This window comes from Paraburkholderia fungorum (genome assembly GCF_046027605.1).
In the GTDB taxonomy this organism is placed as follows: Bacteria; Pseudomonadota; Gammaproteobacteria; order Burkholderiales; family Burkholderiaceae; genus Paraburkholderia; species Paraburkholderia fungorum_F.
In genome coordinates this window covers 73,355-92,421 of sequence record NZ_JAQQEF010000027.1, presented here as the reverse complement: position 1 = coordinate 92,421, position 19,067 = coordinate 73,355, and the positions used below count along the sequence as shown (strand labels likewise).

Annotated in this window: 15 protein-coding genes, 1 tRNA gene and 1 pseudogene; 9 read left to right on the top strand and 8 right to left on the bottom strand. The window is 60.6% G+C overall.

The window, feature by feature from the left end; translation table 11 throughout:
- Positions 1 to 60 precede the first annotated feature (60 nt).
- The 5 genes from cadR to PQR53_RS31680 all read left to right on the top strand — a co-directional run bounded on the left by cadR (position 61) and on the right by PQR53_RS31680 (position 4,850).
- Positions 61 to 492: a Cd(II)/Pb(II)-responsive transcriptional regulator gene (cadR, locus tag PQR53_RS31700; RefSeq protein ID WP_408463125.1), complete on the top strand. Its 432-nt coding sequence runs from the start codon at positions 61 to 63 to the stop codon at positions 490 to 492.
- 110 nt (positions 493 to 602) lie between these two features.
- Positions 603 to 803, top strand: coding sequence for a hypothetical protein (locus PQR53_RS31695; RefSeq protein WP_323044912.1), 201 nt, complete (start codon positions 603 to 605; stop codon positions 801 to 803).
- Positions 804 to 845: 42 nt separating this feature from the next.
- Positions 846 to 2,249 (top strand): ATP-dependent RNA helicase DbpA, encoded by a 1,404-nt coding sequence (dbpA, locus tag PQR53_RS31690; protein WP_408339276.1) that lies wholly within the window; start codon positions 846 to 848, stop codon positions 2,247 to 2,249.
- 455 nt (positions 2,250 to 2,704) lie between these two features.
- The gene (locus PQR53_RS31685; protein WP_408463122.1) at positions 2,705 to 3,859 is read left to right on the top strand and encodes a pyridoxal phosphate-dependent aminotransferase; all 1,155 of its coding nucleotides are present in this window, start codon (positions 2,705 to 2,707) and stop codon (positions 3,857 to 3,859) included.
- Between the two features lie 196 nt (positions 3,860 to 4,055).
- Positions 4,056 to 4,850 (top strand): ABC transporter substrate-binding protein, encoded by a 795-nt coding sequence (locus PQR53_RS31680; RefSeq protein WP_408463119.1) that lies wholly within the window; start codon positions 4,056 to 4,058, stop codon positions 4,848 to 4,850.
- Between the two features lie 13 nt (positions 4,851 to 4,863).
- Here PQR53_RS31680 and PQR53_RS31675 read toward each other — a convergent pair.
- From PQR53_RS31675 to PQR53_RS31660, 4 genes and pseudogenes are all read right to left on the bottom strand, one after another.
- Positions 4,864 to 4,974 (bottom strand): annotated as a pseudogene (locus PQR53_RS31675) (LysE family translocator); the annotation flags it as partial.
- A gap of 78 nt (positions 4,975 to 5,052) precedes the next feature.
- Positions 5,053 to 5,799, bottom strand: a complete 747-nt coding sequence (locus PQR53_RS31670) for a UPF0149 family protein (RefSeq protein WP_408463116.1) — start codon at positions 5,797 to 5,799, stop codon at positions 5,053 to 5,055.
- A gap of 678 nt (positions 5,800 to 6,477) precedes the next feature.
- Complete coding sequence (locus tag PQR53_RS31665) at positions 6,478 to 7,434, bottom strand: hypothetical protein (RefSeq protein WP_408463113.1); 957 nt, start codon at positions 7,432 to 7,434, stop codon at positions 6,478 to 6,480.
- 389 nt (positions 7,435 to 7,823) lie between these two features.
- Positions 7,824 to 7,899 (bottom strand) — tRNA-Lys (locus PQR53_RS31660).
- 204 nt (positions 7,900 to 8,103) lie between these two features.
- Between PQR53_RS31660 and PQR53_RS31655 the strand changes: the two genes are divergently transcribed.
- Both PQR53_RS31655 and PQR53_RS31650 read left to right on the top strand, forming a co-directional pair.
- Entirely contained in the window at positions 8,104 to 8,508 is a 405-nt protein-coding gene (locus PQR53_RS31655; RefSeq protein WP_323045096.1) for a PaaI family thioesterase, read from the top strand.
- A 67-nt stretch (positions 8,509 to 8,575) separates the two neighbouring features.
- Positions 8,576 to 9,451, top strand: a complete 876-nt coding sequence (locus PQR53_RS31650) for a patatin-like phospholipase family protein (RefSeq protein ID WP_408463110.1) — start codon at positions 8,576 to 8,578, stop codon at positions 9,449 to 9,451.
- Between the two features lie 9 nt (positions 9,452 to 9,460).
- Here the strand turns inward: PQR53_RS31650 and PQR53_RS31645 are convergent, their stop codons facing one another.
- Positions 9,461 to 10,474, bottom strand: coding sequence for a D-2-hydroxyacid dehydrogenase family protein (locus PQR53_RS31645; protein ID WP_323045098.1), 1,014 nt, complete (start codon positions 10,472 to 10,474; stop codon positions 9,461 to 9,463).
- A gap of 377 nt (positions 10,475 to 10,851) precedes the next feature.
- Here PQR53_RS31645 and PQR53_RS31640 point away from each other — a divergent pair, with 377 nt between their 5' ends.
- Together PQR53_RS31640 and gvmR are read left to right on the top strand one after the other, a co-directional pair.
- A complete protein-coding gene (locus PQR53_RS31640) occupies positions 10,852 to 12,720 on the top strand; it encodes a phosphoenolpyruvate carboxykinase (GTP) (RefSeq protein WP_408463107.1) in 1,869 nt (622 codons plus the stop codon).
- A 343-nt stretch (positions 12,721 to 13,063) separates the two neighbouring features.
- The gene (gene gvmR, locus PQR53_RS31635) at positions 13,064 to 14,161 is read left to right on the top strand and encodes a transcriptional regulator GvmR (protein WP_408463104.1); all 1,098 of its coding nucleotides are present in this window, start codon (positions 13,064 to 13,066) and stop codon (positions 14,159 to 14,161) included.
- 154 nt (positions 14,162 to 14,315) lie between these two features.
- Here the strand turns inward: gvmR and PQR53_RS31630 are convergent, their stop codons facing one another.
- The 3 genes from PQR53_RS31630 to dprA form a co-directional block, all read right to left on the bottom strand.
- Positions 14,316 to 16,994, bottom strand: a complete 2,679-nt coding sequence (locus PQR53_RS31630; RefSeq protein WP_408463102.1) for a DNA topoisomerase III — start codon at positions 16,992 to 16,994, stop codon at positions 14,316 to 14,318.
- A 249-nt stretch (positions 16,995 to 17,243) separates the two neighbouring features.
- Positions 17,244 to 17,621: a thioredoxin family protein gene (locus tag PQR53_RS31625; protein ID WP_408463099.1), complete on the bottom strand. Its 378-nt coding sequence runs from the start codon at positions 17,619 to 17,621 to the stop codon at positions 17,244 to 17,246.
- Between the two features lie 90 nt (positions 17,622 to 17,711).
- Positions 17,712 to 18,971, bottom strand: coding sequence for a DNA-processing protein DprA (dprA, locus tag PQR53_RS31620; protein WP_408463096.1), 1,260 nt, complete (start codon positions 18,969 to 18,971; stop codon positions 17,712 to 17,714).
- Positions 18,972 to 19,067 lie beyond the last annotated feature (96 nt).

The following is a 19,067-nucleotide window of genomic DNA, read 5'->3' as shown; positions in this document are numbered from 1 at the left end:
TTGTGGTCTAGTAAACACCTTGAAGCCACTACAAGGTCAAGGCCGCAATCCGGAGGGTCCATGAAAATCGGCGAACTGGCGAAAATCGCCCATTGCACGACCGAAACCATCCGTTTCTACGAAAAAGAGGGCCTGTTGCCCGAAGCGGAGCGCACCGAGGCCAATTACCGCAGCTATACGGCGAGGCACGTCGAACGCCTGCGCTTCATCCGCAATTGCCGTGCGCTGGATATGACCCACGACGAGATTCGTGGGTTGCTGCGTCTCACCGACGCACCGGCGCAAGGCTGCGGCGGCATCAATGCCTTGATTGACGAGCACATTGCGCACGTCGACGCACGCATCGAAGAATTGAAGCAACTGAAAGTGCAACTGACCACGCTGCGCGAGCAATGCCATGGCGAACAGGCCGTTGAAGACTGCGGCATCGTCCAGGGCCTGACCGAAATGGACGTGAGCGCAACGCGCGCGCGGCATACGCATCTGGGCTGAACGCTTCGCCCGTACTGACGGCCGCACCCGCCGCGGCAATGACAGCATTCACGGCTGGGCCCTTCATCCGGCCTGCCCAATAAACAATCGAATCCAGTTGGAGAATCAACGTGTTTACCTGTAGAAACCAGCCCTGCGGCGAGCAGTGGGAATTGTCGGATGTCGTCATCAAGAATGAAGGGCAGGGGCTGTTGTTCCGTTGCCCGATGTGCGGTGCGCGCAATTACGTCGAACGTTTCGACGGGGAAGATGGCTCGGTGCTGTACGAGCAGATCGAAGGCCGTCCCGCCACCGGCCCCATGGCCGAATAGTCCTTAGCCTTCAGCCTCTCAGTCGATAGCGAGCCCCCTCCTATGAACAGTCCCATTCAAGCCGGCGCGCCGTTTAGCCAGTTACCGCTGCCGCCCGCGACGCTCGCCAATCTGACGCAGCTCGGCTATGTCGAGATGACGCCGATTCAGGCTGCGAGCCTGCCGATCGCGCTGGCTGGCAACGATCTGATCGCCCAGGCGAAAACCGGCAGCGGCAAGACCGCGGCGTTTTCGCTGGCGCTGCTCAATCGCCTCGACGTGCGCAACTTCGCCGTCCAGGCGATGGTGCTGTGCCCGACGCGCGAACTCGCCGATCAGGTCACGCAGGAAATCCGCCGTCTGGCGCGCGCCGAGGAAAACATCAAGGTGCTGACGCTGTGCGGCGGCACGCCAATGCGTCCGCAAACCGCCAGCCTCGAACACGGTGCACACATCGTGGTCGGCACGCCGGGCCGGATCATGGACCACCTCGAGCGCGGCAGCCTGCCGTTGCAGTCGCTCAACACACTGGTGCTCGACGAAGCTGACCGCATGCTCGACATGGGTTTCTTCGACGATATCGCCACCGTCGTGAAGCAATGCCCGAAAGAGCGCCAAACGCTGCTGTTCTCCGCGACGTACCCCGAGGGCATCGTCAAGCTGAGCCAACAATTCCTGCGTAACCCGAAGGAAGTGAAACTCGCCGAGCGGCACGACAACACCAAGATTCGTCAGCGCTTCTACGAAGTGACCGAAGACCAGCGCCTGCATGCAGTCGGTCTGCTGTTGAACCACTATCGTCCGGTGAGCACGCTGGCGTTTTGCAATACCAAACAGCAATGCCGCGATCTGCTCGACGTGCTGCGCGCGCAGGGTTTTCACGCGCTCGCGCTGCACGGCGAACTCGATCAGCGTGAGCGCGATCAGGTGCTGATCCAGTTCGCGAACCGCAGTTGCTCGGTGCTGGTCGCGACCGACGTCGCCTCGCGCGGTCTGGACATCGCGGAGCTCGAAGCGGTGATCAACGTCGACGTGACACCGGACCCGGAAGTGCACGTGCACCGTATCGGCCGCACGGGTCGAGCCGATCAGGAAGGCTGGGCGCTCAGTCTCGCGAGCATGAACGAAATGGGTCGCGTGGGCAGTCTCGAACAGGCGCAGAAGCGTGAAGTCGAGTGGCACAAGCTGGCCGATCTCAAACCGGCGAGCAACGAGCGGCTGCTGCCGCCGATGGAAACGCTGCAGATTCTCGGCGGCCGCAAGGAAAAGATCCGTCCGGGCGACGTGCTCGGCGCGCTGACAGGCGAAGCAGGGTTCGCCGGTTCACAGATCGGCAAAATCAACGTGACCGAAATGTCGACCTATGTGGCCGTGGAGCGCAGCGTCGCGCGTGACGCATTGCGCAAGCTCAGCGCCGGCAAGGTGAAGGGCAAGAAGGTCAAAGTCCGCATGATGGACGACGCTTGATCGTCGACCAGTTTGCTTTGACGTGGCGTTGCTCGGGAATGCCGCCGTGCGGGGACCATCGCGTCGGCACTGGATTCGCAGATAGACGCGGTACGGGTTGATGAGCAAAAACGGCTGCGACCACCTGGTCGCAGCCGGGTAATCTGCATCACCGCGGTGCGCCAGCGCAGCAAATCGCGCATTCGCATCGCCGCCGCGCATCACATTACGTCATACCTCGGCCGTTTCACGCGTTCTCCGCGCGGCTGCATTTCTCCCGCCAAACCCCCGATTCCATTGCTATCGCCTGCCCCGGCGCGGCATTGCGCAAGCCATGACGTAAACGCATGCCGCGCATGACAAAGTTTCGATTGTGACCGTTCTTTGGCTGATGCCTAATCATCGAACCGGATGGGACCGCCGCGCAAACGGTGATCCGCGAATCCGCTGCCGGATGGAGAAAGGGAGAAGGTCTTATGCAGAGCGCCACGCAAGCCCGCTCGAAACTGCCTGACGTAGGCACGACGATTTTTACCGTGATCGGCCAACTGGCCGCGCAACACGATGCGCTGAACCTGTCGCAAGGCGCGCCGAATTTCGCGCCGGACGCGAAACTGATCGACGGTGTCGCGCAAGCCATGCGCGCCGGTCATAACCAGTACGCGCCGATGGCCGGCATCGCTACGCTGCGCGAAGCGCTCGCCGACAAGGTCGAGACGCTATACGGCGTGCGCTACGATCCGTCGAGCGAAGTCACCGTGATCGCCAGCGCCAGCGAAGGTCTGTATTCGACGATCAGCGCCTTGGTGCATCCGGGCGATGAAGTGATTTATTTCGAGCCGTCATTCGATAGCTACGGCCCGATCGTTCGCCTGCAAGGCGCGACGCCGATCCCGATCAAATTGTCGTTGAACGGTTTCCGCGTGGACTGGGACGAGGTCGCCGCCGCGATCACGCCGAAGACGCGCATGATCATTATCAACACGCCGCACAATCCCACCGCGACCGTGTTCAGCGAGGCCGACATTGCGCGTCTGAAGGCCGTGACGCGCAACACCGACATCGTGATCCTTGCCGACGAAGTCTACGAACACGTGGTGTTCGACGGCGCCAAACATCAGAGCATGGCGTGCGACGCCGAGCTTGCGGAGCGCAGCGTGATCGTGTCGTCGTTCGGCAAGTCGTATCACGTGACCGGTTGGCGCGTCGGCTATTGCCTCGCGCCCGCCGCGCTGATGGACGAGATTCGCAAAGTCCATCAGTTCATGGTGTTTTCTGCTGATACACCAATGCAGTACGCGTTCGTCGATGCGTTGGCCAATCGCGAGAGCTATCTCGGCCTGTCAGCGTTCTATCAGAAGAAGCGCGATCTGCTTACGCATGCACTGCGCGATTCGCGCTTCGAGTTGTTGCCGAGCGAAGGCAGCTTCTTCATGCTTGCGCGTTTTCGCGGTTTTTCCGAGGAAAGCGATAGCGATTTCGTGCTGCGCCTGATTCGCGATGCGCGTGTCGCGACGATCCCGCTGTCGGCGTTTTATACCGACGGCACGGATTCCGGCTTGATCCGCCTGAGCTTCTCGAAAGACGACGCGACCTTGATCGAAGGCGCGCGGCGTTTGTGTGAAATCTGATTGGCTGGTTGTGCGAGGTTTGCGCGGCGAGCGCGTCAAGACCTGGCCGAATTGCAGAAGGCCGCTCCCGCTTGCCGCAAGCACGAACCGGCAGGATTTTTGACCGCAGTATGATCATTGCGCCATGGCGTCGTTCGTTAAGCATCAGCGCGTTGCATGCTGCGTTACAACAATATCGAAGGAAAAGGGACACGTTATGAAATTGCTCAAGCCTCTGCTGGCGCTGGCCTGCGCATTCACGTCGATTGCCGCATCGTCGGCCGCGATTGCCGCCGATACCACGACGCTGCGCTTCGGACTCGAGGCGCAATATCCGCCGTTCGAATCGAAAGGGCCGAACGGTGAACTGCAAGGTCTCGATATCGACGTCGGCAATGCCGTATGCGTCGCCGCGCATATGACGTGCAAATGGGTTGAAACCTCGTTCGACGGTTTGATTCCCGCGCTGCAGGGCCGCAAGTTCGACGCGATCAATTCGGCAATGAATGCCACCGAACAGCGCCGTCAGGCGATCGATTTCACCACCGTCGTGTATCGCGTGCCGTCGCAGTTGATCGCGAAGCGCGACAGCGGTTTGCTGCCGACGCCGGCATCGTTGAAGGGCAAACGCGTCGGCGTGTTGCAGGCGTCGATTCAGGAAACCTTTGCAAAGACGCATTGGGAACCGGCTGGCGTCACCGTCGTGCCGTATCAGGATCAGAACCAGGTGTACACGGATCTCGTGGCGGGTCGACTCGATGCGACGCTCGTTCTCGCGCCGGCCGGCCAGACGGGTTTTCTGTCGAAGCCGAGCGGCAAGGACTACGCATTCGTCGGCCAACCGGTGCGCGATGACAAGATTCTCGGCAGCGGTATTGCTTACGGGATTCGCAAAGGCGATACCGCGCTGCGTGATCAGCTGAACGCGGCGATCGCGAAGGTCCAGGCCGACGGTACGGTGAAGACATTGGCTGAGAAATATCTCGGCAATATCGACGTCTCGGCGAAGTAGCCTGGTGACCGCGCGCAGCGAACCCATGTTGTGCGCCGGCGCTTAGCGCAACGAGGTTGACCGACCGTCCGGCAGAGATCGACAAGGCCGACGCAAAGGCGGCCATGGAAAGTAAGACGGTCATCTGATGCCTCGATACGTGAGCGCGCAGGATCGGCGACGCTCAACGGTATCGGGCAGCGTGTATTGACGGAAATTAGCTTCAGTGAAGTGTCGCCGCAGCGCCGCAGCACTTCTTGAATTTCTTGCCGCTGCCGCAAGGGCACGGATCGTTGCGGCCGACTTTGGGTTCGGTGCGCTGCGCCGTGGCGGCTAATGTCCGCTCGTGGACGGCCAGGCGGTGGGGAAGCCAGAAACGATAAATCGCGGCGACGCTTGCAGGAATCTGTTTGGTGAGAGCTTCGTCCTGTTGCGGTGTGCCGATCAATTCTTCCTCTTCCCGCGTGAGATCCAGTCCGCCCATCAGGCGAATCGGCTCCAGCCATTGCCGGCCTTGCTCGCTATCGAACAGCGCTTGCCAGTCCTGCCTGATGAGCATGAGGCCTTGCATGAAGCCCATTGCCCACGCTTCACCGTCAATGTATTCGCTGCCGCTGTCGTCGATGCTTAAGACACCAAACACCGGTACGAACCCGTCTGGGCCGGATTCCAGATCGGCCATGATGCCATTCATGTGCCGCAAGATCAGCCCGAGAATGTGCTGAGCCTGATCCGTTGATTCGAACGCAGGCGTGTCATCCTCGCTGGGTCCCCACACACCCGGCAGCCAGTAACTGGGCGCTACGGTGGTCGGCCCGATAGCCATCGCGGTCAGGTAACCGTCGAGGCCCATGATCGTCAGGGTCTCCTCCGACGTCAGGTCGGAAATCAGAAACTCATCGAGTTCGTCGAACTCTTCTTCGGAGAGAGGGGAGGCCAGGTCGGTGGCCTTGAGTTTTGATTTGGACATAGCGAGGCTCCGGCACTGCAAATCGTGGAACCCGATAGTCTATCGGGGGAATGCGGAGTTGGTTTGCTCACATGGCACCGGCGCTACAAAAACCTTGGAAGAATTCTCAGTTCCGCTGCATTGAGCGCAACCTGGTTGCGAGCTAAAGGCACCGCGCAAGCGGTGCCTTCCTAAACGAGCGTGGGTCTTACGACGTAGTAGCGCTTGGGAGCGAGAAGTCTCCAATTACTGCGGCCGACATCTACCTTCCGCATTTTGGCTCGGTGGTCTGTCGCTGCCAGTCCTATTGTTGGCTAGAAAATTCAAATCTGCGCCATCGCTGAACGAGAATCTCCCAGTGTCGGAGTTAATGGACATTGCGCCATCGTAACTTTCGCCATTAAACAGATTCTTGGCTACATAATTGGCACCAACCTGCCTAAAACCCTCAATAGACTGGGTAAATGTTGTGCCGACTTTCATCCTGGACCATCGAAAATTTGATGCGTCGACGGTGCACGAAAGTGCTGCATGGGCTACAGAAGAAGACAGGCATACGCCAATCAATAGTGGCAGGATTTTTTTCATAATAATGTTTTGAACGTTATGCGTCGGCACTGGTTAAAAGGTTTGTGTATGCATGACGAAGGTAATGCGTAACCCATGAAATGGGATACGTGTTATGCCCGAGCCTCCTCCTTAGAACATAATTGAGTTGATGAAACGCGACTCGGTAATCGGCTGGATTTCATTCGGCTGGATACCGTCGATAGCCGGTAGCAGGTTGTTGTTGGCGTCCGTGGCAGGCTCAATACGTGGGCGCACATCCTCGGCGCCCAGAACGCTGCCGATGGTGGTGGTCACTGTGGAAAGGGTACCAACCAGGCCCTTACCCAGGTTGTTGGTCGTATCGAGATACGTCGGCTTCACACCCATACCCAGAGTGAACGCCAGTTCCACCGCCATGCGCGCGCCGATGTCTCGCGCAAGGTCTGCCGAATCGACCGAGCCCTTACCGCCAACCACGGTAGCCTTGCCCAGCGAAATCACCTTGCCTTCCAGCATGAACTCCACGCCGAAGTCATCTGCCCCGTAAGGCACCGCGTGCTGATACCACGGGCGCTGATGAAACCAGCGGACCTGGACAATCATCTCGCCGCGCTGCTGGAAGTGATTGCCCTCACCTTCGAAGCCATTGATGAACGCAGCCACCGCCTTCTCGTAGTCAGAGCCCTGGCAATCAACCGGGCACGGCAGCACCTTGAGCTTCGGCATGTAGCCGATGACGCTGCTGACGTTACGCCCCGCGGCCTTGCCGTTTTCAGCGTAGCCGCGCAGCAGGTCTTCATTGGTGATTTCGGGCATGTTCTGGTTGGGCCGGAAGAACGCGGGCTGAGCCTTCGACTTGGCCATGAACGCCACCTTCATCGGGTTCTGCACGGTCGTCACACCCGCGGGCAACTGCGTGATTCCTGCCGCCGCCGCTTCGAAGGTACCGGCCGGTTGCGCTGGCATTTGCGCCAGCTTGTCTTCGTCCGTTGCAGGTGCGGAGGAAGATTCCGATACAGCGGCGACGGTCGGCGCATTCACGCTCACTTCACTTCCAGCTTCCTCGGCCATCGCGCCCAGTGCCGCCAGGCCCAGAACCAACCCCATTCCATATCGTTTCATTTCGATTTTAAGTTCGCAAAGATGCAAGCGGCTCGACGTCATGTTTCAACGGCCTTTCGCTATATAACGGAACGTAATCGAAAAAATTTAGGGTCGTCGTTGCGGACAACAGCGCTCAACGATAGCTTTCAAGATTCGAGCATCGGCCGGTGCCACATGGGGCACCCTGTTCATGGATGAGTACGCAAACAGTCAGCCGCTTCTCGTGACAGAAGGGAATGGAGGGCAAATAACACTTCTCGCAGGACGCCCCGCGAGATTTAATCGCGAGTGCTCTGACATGTGAAGAAGCTTACTTCGCAAAGACTGATCGGAAACGCACTGGCGAAAGCAAAAAGCCCGGTCAGCTTTCGCTAACCGGGCTTCGTAATTCTTGGTGGGGCGTGACAGATTCGAACTGTCGACCTACGGATTAAGAGTCCGCTGCTCTACCAGCTGAGCTAACGCCCCAAACAGAAGCGAAATTATGCCGAAACTTTCCGAGATTGCCAACCCCCTTTAGCAGATTTCTTAAAAAAATCTGGGAAGTTCCGCGGCCTCGCACCCGCGCTGCATGCAGTCAAACGCCAGAAGGGCGCACGGTTCGCCGTCCCGGTATTATGTCGCGAACACCTGCCGCCCGAAGCCTCGCGCGGCTTTCGACCGGGGACCGCCATGGATGACAAAGAAATTATCGCGTTGCTCGACCGCATCCTCGCGCCGTGGGTCCGCGCGCTCACGCTGACCCCGGTCAAGGTCGACGAAGAAAGTGCAACGCTGCGCCTGCCGTTTTCCGGCGGGCTGCGCCATGCAGGCGGCGTGATCTGCGGCCAGGTCTTCATGGCGGCGGCCGACACGGCCATGATCGTCGCCATTTCCGCGGCGCTCGGCGGGTTCAAGCCTATGAGCACGGTGTCGCTCAACATCAATTTCATGCGCGCCGTCCGCAAGGGCGATGTGCTGATCACCGCGCGCGTGCTGCGTATGGGCCGCAATCTCGTATTCGGCGAAGTCGAGTTATTCGACGAAGCCGGCAACATGGCCGTCCACGCCACCACCACGTACGCGCTGCTGGACTGAAACCCGAATCACGAACCTGAAAAAACGGGCTCGCATGTCGCACGCCGCGTTAGAGGAAAAAACCAAGATGTTCGATCAGGTCGTATTCGCCGGCGGCGGCAATCGCTGCTGGTGGCAGGCGGGATTCTGGGACGTGGTGCAGCCGGAGCTAGCTATCCGTCCGCGCGTCATCACCAGTATTTCGGCCGGTGCCGCTACCGCGTGCATGCTCTACACGCGCGATTCCGACTGGGTCATGCGCTATTACGAGGACGCGCTGCGCCACAACACGCGCAATGCGTATTGGGGCAATTTGCTGCGCGGCGAATCGGTGTTCCCGCATTACCGGATCTATCGGCAGGCGCTGCTCGACATCTACGGCCCCAAGTTCTCTACCTTGGCGCAAGCGCCCGAGATCCGCATCGGCGTGTCGCATCTGCCGCGTTGGCTCGGCGCGCGCAGCGCGGTCGCCGCGGGCCTGATTGCGTACAACATCGAAAAATACGTGCGTAAGACGCTGCATCCGACGCTCGGTCAAACGCTCGGTTTTCATCCGGAATTCGTGCGCGCGCAGGATTGCGCGACGGTCGAGGATCTCGCCGATCTGATTCTGCAATCGTCGAGTACGCCGCCCTTCACACCGGTTCTGCGGCGCAACGGTCGACCGGTGCTGGACGGCGGGATGGTCGACAACGTGCCGGTCGGCGCGCTCGATGCCGACGCACCGGGCAATGTGCTGGTAATGGTGACGCGTCTTTATCCGCGGCCGCAGATGTTCGTCGTGCCGCATGGCCTGCAGCAACGGCTCTACGTGCAGCCGTCGCGCAAGGTGCCGATTTCGAGCTGGGATTACACGAGTCCGTCGCAGATGGTGCACGCGTACAACCTCGGCCGCGCCGACGGCGAAGTCTTTCTGGACCGCGTGCCCGATCTGCTGGAAGCCGGCGCGCACGAAACGCGCTGAGCTGAGAGATTAACGTCGACGGCCGCCCTGCAACGCTTCCGGATTCGCCACGCTGGCGGTATCGCCGGCATCGAAAGCCAGAATGTTCTGGAATGCCGCGGTGAAATACAACTCGTAGCTCTCGCGCTCCACATAGCCAATGTGCGGCGTGCAGATCACATTCTCCATGCGCAGCAGGCTGTAGCCCTGCAGGATCGGCTCGCTCTCGTAGACATCGATCGCGACCATCCCGGGGCGGTTGTGCGAAAGCGCCGTCACCAGCGCGTTTTCTTCGAGCAATTCGGCCCGGCTGGTGTTGACGAGCAGCGCCGTTGGCTTCATCCGCATCAGGTCTTCCTGTGTGACGATCCCGCGCGTGTCGTCGTGCAGGCGCAGGTGCAATGACAGCACGTCGCTCTGCTCGAACAGCGCCTCACGGCTTTCAGCCACGCTATAGCCGTCCGCGCGCGCCGCTTCGCGCGAATGCTCGCGACCCCAAATCAGCACGTTCATGCCAAAGGCCTTGCCGTATCCGGCAAGCAGCCGACCGATCTTGCCGTAACCCCAAATGCCCAGCGTCTGGCCGCGCAATACCTGCCCCAAACCGAAGTTCGGCGGCAGCGCCGACGTCTTCAAACCGGACTGCTGCCAGGCTCCTTGCTTAAGGTTTGCTACGTATTGCGGAATCCGCCGTTGAGCCGCCATGATGAGAGCCCACGTCAGTTCGGCAGGAGCGATCGGTGAGCCGCTGCCTTCCAGCACGGCGATGCCACGCTCGGTACAGGCCGCCAGATCGATATGGCTCGAAACCTTGCCGGTCTGACTGATCATGCGCAAACGCGGCAATTTGTCGAGCAGTTGCGAGCTGATGCGGGTGCGTTCGCGAATCAGGACGAGGGCGTCGACTTCGGAAAGACGGCTTGCCAGTTGGCCGAGACCGCGGACGGTGTTGTTGAAAACCTTGACCTCATGGTCGGCCAGCAGTTGAAAGCAGTCGAGCTTGCGGACGGCGTCCTGGTAATCGTCGAGGATGGCAATCTTCATGGTATGTGTCTTGCGGCGCACCGTATCGGTGCGGAACGGAGTGTTATGCTGACTGTCCCACCATGTGACCTAGGTCACATGCCGGTCTGGCTGAATGCCTTACTGTAGAAGCTGCCGCTTTAGAACGGCAGCGCCACGGCAAGGCCGATTGACATCGTTTTTAACAGTTTGTTGCGTGTTGAGGCAAGCCGCTTTACAGACGGTTGCAGACAGCCGTCGGCAAAAACCTCCGCGCAACGGGCTGTGTAGCCCATCTGACCTGCACATTTTGCGCGTCGGCTTGCAGGAATGTCGACGTGATGAACTGAACGCCTCTCGCATGCAGCGTCGCTGGGCTTGTACCGTTTTTCTATAGCTTTCAAAACGGAGACAGGTCGATGAATCATCCCTCATTCGAAGGACAGCCCACCATCGAGGCGTCCACAGGGGCGCCCGCGTGGGTCAAGCACCGAAAACTGATCGATTGGGTCCAGCGCGTTGCCGCCAGGACCAAGCCAGATCAAATCGTCTGGTGCGACGGTTCACAGGAAGAGTACGACCGCCTATGCGCCCAGATGGTCGAAGCCGGTACCCTCAAGAAGCTCGATCCCGCCAAGCGTCCCAATTCTTATCTGGCATGCTCCGATCCGTCGGACGTGGCGCGTGTCGAAGACCGCACCTTCATCTGCTCGCAGCGCCGTGAAGACGCCGGGCCCACCAATAACTGGATCGAACCGGCGGAGATGCGCGCGACGCTCGACGGTCTGTTCGACGGCGCCATGCGCGGCCGCACTCTCTATGTCGTGCCGTTTTCGATGGGGCCGCTGGGTTCGCCGATCGCGCATATCGGCGTCGAGTTGAGCGACAGCCCGTACGTGGTGACCAACATGCGCATCATGACGCGCATGGGCCGCAAGGTGTACGAGGTGCTGGGCGAAGACGGCGAGTTCGTGCCGTGCGTGCATTCGGTCGGCGCGCCGCTCGCGGCTGACGCGAAAGACGTACCGTGGCCGTGCAACGAGACCAAATACATCGTCCATTTCCCCGAATCACGCGAAATCTGGAGCTACGGCTCGGGCTACGGCGGCAATGCGCTGCTCGGCAAGAAGTGTTTCGCGCTGCGCATCGCCTCGACGATGGGCCGCGACGAAGGCTGGCTCGCCGAACACATGCTGATTCTCGGCGTGACCTCGCCGGAAGGGCGCAAGCATCACGTGGCGGCGGCGTTTCCGTCGGCGTGCGGCAAGACCAACTTCGCGATGCTGATTCCGCCGGAAGGCTTGAACGGCTGGAAAATCTCCACGATCGGCGACGATATTGCCTGGATCAAGCCGGGCAAGGATGGCCGTCTGTATGCGATCAACCCGGAGGCGGGCTACTTTGGCGTCGCGCCGGGCACGAGCGAAAAGACCAACTTCAACGCCATGGCCACGTTGAAGGAAAACGTCATCTTCACGAACGTCGCTTTGACCGACGACGGCGACGTCTGGTGGGAGGGCATGACCGACGAGCCGCCGGCTCACCTGATCGACTGGCAAGGCAAGGACTGGACGCCGGCGAGCGCGAAGGAGAGCGGTCGCAAAGCCGCGCACCCGAACGCGCGCTTCACGGCGCCAGCCTCGCAATGCCCGTCGATCGATGCCGACTGGGAGAACCCGGCGGGCGTCGCGATCGATGCGTTCATTTTCGGCGGCCGCCGTTCAACCACCGTGCCGCTCGTCACTGAAGCGCGCAACTGGGTCGAGGGCGTCTACATGGCCGCGACCATGGGCTCGGAAACGACCGCTGCGGCGGCGGGACAGCAGGGCGTCGTGCGCCGCGATCCGTTCGCCATGCTGCCGTTCTGCGGTTACAACATGAGCGACTACTTCGGGCACTGGCTGAAGACTGGCGAGCGCCTCCAGCAACTGAACGCCAAGCTGCCAAAAATCTTTTGCGTCAACTGGTTCCGCAAGGGGGCGGACGGCAAGTTCGTCTGGCCGGGTTTTGGCGAAAACATGCGTGTGCTGAGCTGGATGGTCGGGCGCATTGAAGCCAACGCGCAAGGTGAAGAACACGCGTTCGGCGTATCGCCGCATTACGAAGACATCGACTGGAGCGGCCTGGATTTCAGCCGCGAGCAATTCCAGCAGGTGATTTCTGTGGACGATGCGGCGTGGCGCGCCGAACTCGCACTTCATACCGAACTGTTTGACACATTGCAGCAAGGTCTGCCACCGGCGCTGGCGCAGACCAAACTCGCGCTCGAAGGAAAGCTTGCCGCCTGATCAGGTGAGCATTCACTTCGCACAAAAGCCGCCTTCGGGCGGTTTTTCTTTGCCGGTCCGACCCCGCATGACGCCCCTTTCTGATTTTCAGGATATGAGGGCGACCTTTGCGTCTGTTCGAACAAAAAAGACGATGTAAGCTGCGGTGCAGCAGATTGTTTCTTCTATCGGAACAATCGGGTGGCGCGCCCCACACTAAGGAACACAGTCGGACAAATATCGACAATATTTCCGCTATGGCGGGCAACTTCTGCACGATTTCGCGAGTCGTAGGAGAATTCCAAGTTCGCTTCACTGGTTTTCACTAATTGTCAGGAAGCTGTAACACGGCAGGAGTTGTCCTATGGATCATTTGCAGTCGATGCGAGTTTTCGTCAAAGTGGCGGATCTCGGCAGTTTTGCCCGCGCTGCGAGCGCGATGGATATTTCCAACGCAGTTGCCACCCGCCACGTTGCCGATCTCGAAGGCCGTCTTGGTACGCGGCTGCTCAATCGCACAACCCGCAGCTTGTCTCTGACCGAATCCGGCCAGGTTTATCTCGAGCGCGCGCGCCAGATTCTCGACGAACTGGAAGACGTCGAGCAGATGGTGGTCGCGCGCAATCACGAACCCGTCGGCACATTGCGTATAGTCGCACCGGTCGTGTTCGGGTTGCATAACCTCGCGCCCGTCCTGCAGACGTACGCCGAGCGCTATCCGAAAGTCATTCCCGATGTCACGCTGGTCGACCGTCAAGTCGATCTGGTTGAAGAAGGTTTCGACGTGGGCGTCGTGGTCACACGGCAGATGCGCAGCGCAAGCATTGTCACGCGGCGTTTGACCACGGGTTGTATGACGGTGTGCGCGACGCCCGCGTATCTGGAAAAGCACGGCACGCCCACGCGTCCCGAGCATCTGCTCGAACATCCGTGCCTGAGCTTGCCGTCCGAGTATTGGGGCGACGAGCGCGTATTCACGGGTTCGGAAGGCGAGGTGCGCGTGCGTCCCTCTAACGTCATTGTGGCGAACAATACGGAAATGCTGCGGCAGTTCGCGTTGCTCGGCATGGGCATCGCGATTCTGCCGAGCTATCTGATCGGCCGCGACATGACGCGCGGCAGGCTCGTGCGTCTGCTGGGCGATTTCCGCTTGCCGCAGGTCGAGATCAACATCGCGTATCCGAGCCGCCGTCACTTGCCGGCCAAGGTACGTACGTTCATCGATCATCTGGTCGAGCATTTCAGCCAGACGCCGAATAGCCTGCTCGGCGAGCAGTGGATCAAGGACGGTCTGGAACGGCCCGCCACGTCCACCGCGCTCGATGCAGCGGCTCACATGCCGCCGGAAGCCTTCGATGGCGCTGAGCCGCTGTCACGGCTGCTGGATAGCGAGTTGTCGCCGGTGCCGAAGACGTTGGCAAAGACGAATCGTCCACGGCCTACCGCTCTGTCGCCGCTGTAACCCATCGAGGCGACGCATGGCACGGCTGTGCTTGAAGTAGGCGCAGTCTGGCCGGCAAATAAAAAGGCGCAGTCACGTAAGTGACTGCGCCTTTTTTCATGCAAGGCCCGAAGCAGGCCAGAAAGCTGAATGCTCTTCCGGCCACTTGCCCGAATTAAGAACCGGTCTTGCGTGCGGCCGTCTTCCTGGCCGGGGCTTTCTTGGCCGCTGCTGTCTTTGTAGCCGCTGTCTTGGTCGCGGGTGCTTTTTTCGCGGCTACTTTTTTGGCAGCGGGCACTGCCTTCACGGCAACCGCTGTATCTTCGTCATCCGACTCCGGCGCTGCCTTGGCGGCTGTCTTAGCCGCCGCGGTCTTCGCAGCTGACTTGGCCGACGGCTCTTTCTTCTCGAATTCGAAGCCGATCTTGCCGTCGTTCTGCTTGACGAGGAAGGCCTTGAAGTTGCGGCCGGTGCGCGACGACTTGAAGTTCGTCAGCAGGTCGGTGCGCCCTTCTTCGAGCAATTTCGCCATCTGCTCACGCGCGATTTCCTGCTGCAGAATCACCTTGCCCGAGCGGAAGTCGCAAGTCTTCGGATTCGCAACCGAGTTCTCGCAGACATAGCTCATGCCGTGCTCGAACACGCGACCCTTGCATTTCGGGCACGCGCCAACCGCTTGTTGATCGGAGAAATCAGGTGGTTCGCCGTCTTCACCGCCCGAATCCTGACCGAAGTCGAACTCGAGCTTGTAGTTCTTGATCTCGTTGTCGAGCGAGAGCTTCAGGATCGCGGAGAACGGGCGGCCCATCTTGCTGCGGAAACCCGACAGCGGTCCGATCGTTTTGTTCTGCAACAGCTCTTCGACTTCCGGAATTTCGAACTGACGGCCGCCCGGAATCTTCGAAATCGAGAACTCGCACTTCGAGCACGCGAAGCGCCGGTAGTTTTCCTTCACCTGACCGCCGCAATTCGGACACGGCGTCTGCAACGTCGCGTAATCGCCCGGGATCGTGTCGGAATCGTATTCCTTCGCGCGCTTGACAATGGTCTGCGTCATGCGGGCGATTTCCTGCATGAACGCGTCACGCGGCAGGTTGCCACGCTCCATCTGCGAAAGCTTGTATTCCCACTCGCCGGTCAATTCCGGCGCGGTCAACTCCTTCACACCGAGGCCGCGTAGCAGCGTCATGAGCTGGAAGGCCTTGGCGGTTGGAATCAGATCGCGGCCTTCGCGGATCAGATACTTTTCGCCGAGCAGCCCTTCGATGATGGCGGCGCGCGTGGCCGGTGTGCCAAGCCCCTTGGCTGCCATCGCTTCGCGCAACTCGTCGTCTTCGACCAGCTTGCCCGCGCCTTCCATGGCCGACAGCAAGGTTGCTTCGTTGTAACGTGCGGGCGGTTTCGTCACCAGTTGCTGGGCGGCGATCTTGTCGGTTTTGACCTTCTCGTCCTTCTGCACCGGCACGAGGTTGGCGTCTTCACCGCTGATTTCGCGGCCATAGACCTGCAGCCAACCCGGTTCGACCAGCACCTTGCCTTCAGTCTTGAAGTGATGGCCGACCACTTCCGTGATCCGCGTCGTCACCTTGAATTCGGCGGCCGGGAAGAACACCGAGAGGAAGCGCTTCACAACCAGGTCGTACAGCTTCTGTTCCGGCTCGGATAGATTCTTCGGCGCCTGCGCTGTCGGGATGATTGCGAAGTGGTCGCTGATCTTCGAGTTGTCGAAGATGCGCTTGTTCGGCTTTACCCAGCCCTTGTCCAACACCTGCTTGGCATACGGGAGATAGTTGTTGCTCTCCTTGAGCATGCCCAGCGTTTCCTTGACCGTATCCATATAGTCTTCCGGCAACGCGCGCGCGTCGGTACGGGGATAGGTCAGCACCTTGTGCTTTTCGTACAGCGCCTGGGCGAGGCCTAGCGTGTTCTTGGCCGAGAAGCCGAAGCGGCCGTTGGCTTCACGCTGCAAGCTGGTCAGGTCGAACAGCGCCGGCGACAGTTGCGTGGACGGCTTCGACTCTTCCGTTACCGTGCCGATCTGGCCACGGCAAGCCGCGACGATCGTCTCAGCCGCGGGCAGCGCCCATAGACGCGAGTCACGCTTTTCCGGATCGAATTCGTCGCGCTTGAATTTCGGATCGAACCAGCGGCCTTCGTAAAAACCGGCCGAACAGACGAACTCCGCCTTCACTTCCCAGTAATCACGCGGCACGAAGCGACGGATCTTTTCTTCGCGTTCGACGACGATCGACAGTGTCGGCGTCTGCACCCGCCCGACCGTGGTCAGGAAGAAGCCGCCGCCCTTGCTGTTGAACGCGGTCATGGCCCGCGTGCCGTTGATGCCGACCAGCCAGTCCGCTTCCGAGCGGCAGCGCGCCGCATCGGCGAGCGGCTGCATTTCCTCGTCGCTACGCAGACGGGCGAAGCCGTCGCGGATCGAACCGGCTGTCATGGATTGCAGCCACAGGCGCTGCACCGGTTGCTTGGCTTTCGCGTGCTGCGCGATGAGGCGGAAAATCAGCTCGCCCTCGCGCCCCGCGTCACATGCGTTGATCAGCCGGTCGACATCTTTGCGCTTGAGCAGCTTGGTCAGCACCTTCAGGCGCGACTCGCTCTTTGCAATCGGATTGAGGTCGAAATGCGGGGGGATGACGGGCAGATTGGCGAAACTCCACTTGCCGCGCTTGACTTCATAGTCTTCGGGCGCGGCGATTTCCAGCAGATGGCCGACTGCCGAGGAAAGGACGTAGTCATCGCTTTCGTAGTATTCGTCATGCTTGGTAAAGCCGCCCAAAGCCTTCGCGATGTCGTTCGCGACGGAAGGCTTTTCGGCGATGATCAGTGCTTTGGACATGACTCGATGTGAGGTTGGTAGATCCGGGTTGATGGCCTTGAGTGCGCTTAAATTAGCGCGACCCTCGTTTGCGACCTTTGCGACCCAATAACGACCGCTTTATAGCACACGGCGCAAGCGCGGCGTGTCAAGTGCCATAAAAAGCGCGCCATGATAATTGCGCGCTCAGTAACTGAGCAAGCTGTTGCAAACGCACCTTGTTCCGCTTGCAACGCCCGTGCCGCAAGGTTTAGCGGCCGGCTGCCCCATTCACGCCACGATCAGCGCGGGCCGCAGTTTCGGCGCGCCGCTGACGCCGGGCACCGCGGTCAGGTCGGACAACATCCGCTCCACAATCGCCGCCTGCGGCAAGACCGTGCCGAAAAAACGTGTCGTGACCGAGTCTTCGATCAGGATAGTCGGAAAATTCTCGACATCCAGATCGTCGAAGCGGTCCGCATGGGTTTCGATGTCGATCCATGCGAAACAGATATCCGGATGCTTGTCCGCCAGCCGGTCGAACGCTTCCCGATAGTCACGGCAGGTCCCGCACCATTCCGCGCACAGGCACGCAACGAACAGCGTGTCGGGTTCGTTAACGCGCTCGGCGATCCGGTCTTGGTCGGTGTCGAGATTCAGCGCGGGCATGGTGGTTCCTTGCGTACTTTTGTCAGGTGCTTTGGCGCGAATGTAGCATGGCCGATTGCAAATCGTGGTCAACCCTTGGTCGACGCGGGGTCAGCTGTGGGTCGCTCGCATGAAGCGGCCGCCGGGCAGCGCCGTTACCTGGCCGGCGAGTTCGAGGTGCAGCAACGTGTTTTGTAGTTCCGCGTCCCCTATCTCGGTGCGGGCGGCAAGAATTTCAAGCGTGGCGGGGGCATGGCCGAGGGCGTCGAGGAGTTGCAGCGCTTCGGCACTCATAGGCGGCGCTGGGATTTCCGCCGGAGCAGCGAAGTCTGCCTGATCCGCCGCCGCAGCGCGCGCCTTCGTCGAACCCGGCCGAGTTCCTGTTTCGGTCGACGCAGGCGCCTTTTGCGAATCCCGCACCCTCGCGCCCTCCCAAAGCACTGCGTGCTTGCTGGCAGCCTTCGCCGTCACCTGCTTGGCAAAGCCCAGCTCCTCCAGCACTTCGTCGGGCGTTTCCACCAGCTTGGCGCCCTGCTTGATGATCCGATGACAACCGCGCGACAACGGCGCGTGGATCGAGCCTGGCAACGCGAAAATGTCGCGCCCCATTTCGTTGGCAAGCCGGGCCGTGATCAGCGAGCCTGAGCGCATCGCGGCCTCGACGATCACCACTCCGCTGACAAGGCCGGCGATCAGGCGGTTACGCTGTGGAAAATTGGCGGCGCGTGCCGGCGTGCCGAGCGGCCATTCCGACAGAATCGCGCCTTGCGCCGCAATTTGCCGCGCCAGCGCGTGATGCGCGGCCGGATACACGAGGTCCGCGCCGGTACCGATCACGGCCACCGTGCCGCCGATGCCTTCCAGTCCGCCCCGATGCGCGGCGCCGTCGATCCCCAGCGCCAGCCCTGACACGATAGTGACGCCCGCTTGCGACAGCTCACGCGAAAAGCGCTCGGCGTCTTCAACGCCTTGCGGTGTCGCGCTGCGGCTGCCCACCAGCGCGACCGCCCTCGTGTGCAACAGATCCAGCCGGCCCTTTATATATAGCAGCGGCGGCGGATCGGGCATGGTCAGTAGCGCGGGCGGGTAGGCGGGGTCGTCGAGCGTCACCACGTGGTTGCCGGGCAACTGACACCATGCGATCACCGCGTCGAGTTGCGCGCCGAAGTTTGGGCCCGGGGGCGCCAGCGCGGCGCGCGACGTGGTCTCGCCGGCGACCTCGGCAAGCGCCTCGGGCGATTGATCGAAAATCGCTTCCGGCAATCCAAAAGCGCTCAGCAATAAACGCAGTGCGGCCGGTTTCAGCCCCGGCGCGAGCGAAAGCCGCAGCCACGCAGCGAGTTCAATATCGGTTGCGGGTAAGGTGTGCATTGACAGTCGATCCTCCTACAGGGTCAGCGGGCAGGCAGGCGCCATGCTAAAATTTTCATCATCCGAAATAATCGCAGCGCCGCGCCCACTTGCGCG

What these genes read in the sequence shown, in the direction of transcription:
- PQR53_RS31645 (WP_323045098.1), bottom strand. Translation starts at nt 10,474, where the DNA reads ATGAAGATTGCCATCCTCGACGATTACCAGGACGCCGTCCGCAAGCTC.
- PQR53_RS31680 (WP_408463119.1), top strand. Translation starts at nt 4,056, where the DNA reads ATGAAATTGCTCAAGCCTCTGCTGGCGCTGGCCTGCGCATTCACGTCG.
- PQR53_RS31630 (WP_408463102.1), bottom strand. Translation starts at nt 16,994, where the DNA reads ATGTCCAAAGCACTGATCATCGCCGAAAAGCCTTCCGTCGCGAACGAC.
- PQR53_RS31670 (WP_408463116.1), bottom strand. Translation starts at nt 5,799, where the DNA reads ATGTCCAAATCAAAACTCAAGGCCACCGACCTGGCCTCCCCTCTCTCC.
- PQR53_RS31655 (WP_323045096.1), top strand. Translation starts at nt 8,104, where the DNA reads ATGGATGACAAAGAAATTATCGCGTTGCTCGACCGCATCCTCGCGCCG.
- PQR53_RS31650 (WP_408463110.1), top strand. Translation starts at nt 8,576, where the DNA reads ATGTTCGATCAGGTCGTATTCGCCGGCGGCGGCAATCGCTGCTGGTGG.
- PQR53_RS31625 (WP_408463099.1), bottom strand. Translation starts at nt 17,621, where the DNA reads ATGCCCGCGCTGAATCTCGACACCGACCAAGACCGGATCGCCGAGCGC.
- gvmR (WP_408463104.1), top strand. Translation starts at nt 13,064, where the DNA reads ATGGATCATTTGCAGTCGATGCGAGTTTTCGTCAAAGTGGCGGATCTC.
- PQR53_RS31640 (WP_408463107.1), top strand. Translation starts at nt 10,852, where the DNA reads ATGAATCATCCCTCATTCGAAGGACAGCCCACCATCGAGGCGTCCACA.
- dprA (WP_408463096.1), bottom strand. Translation starts at nt 18,971, where the DNA reads ATGCACACCTTACCCGCAACCGATATTGAACTCGCTGCGTGGCTGCGG.
- PQR53_RS31665 (WP_408463113.1), bottom strand. Translation starts at nt 7,434, where the DNA reads ATGGGGTTGGTTCTGGGCCTGGCGGCACTGGGCGCGATGGCCGAGGAA.
- cadR (WP_408463125.1), top strand. Translation starts at nt 61, where the DNA reads ATGAAAATCGGCGAACTGGCGAAAATCGCCCATTGCACGACCGAAACC.
- PQR53_RS31685 (WP_408463122.1), top strand. Translation starts at nt 2,705, where the DNA reads ATGCAGAGCGCCACGCAAGCCCGCTCGAAACTGCCTGACGTAGGCACG.
- dbpA (WP_408339276.1), top strand. Translation starts at nt 846, where the DNA reads ATGAACAGTCCCATTCAAGCCGGCGCGCCGTTTAGCCAGTTACCGCTG.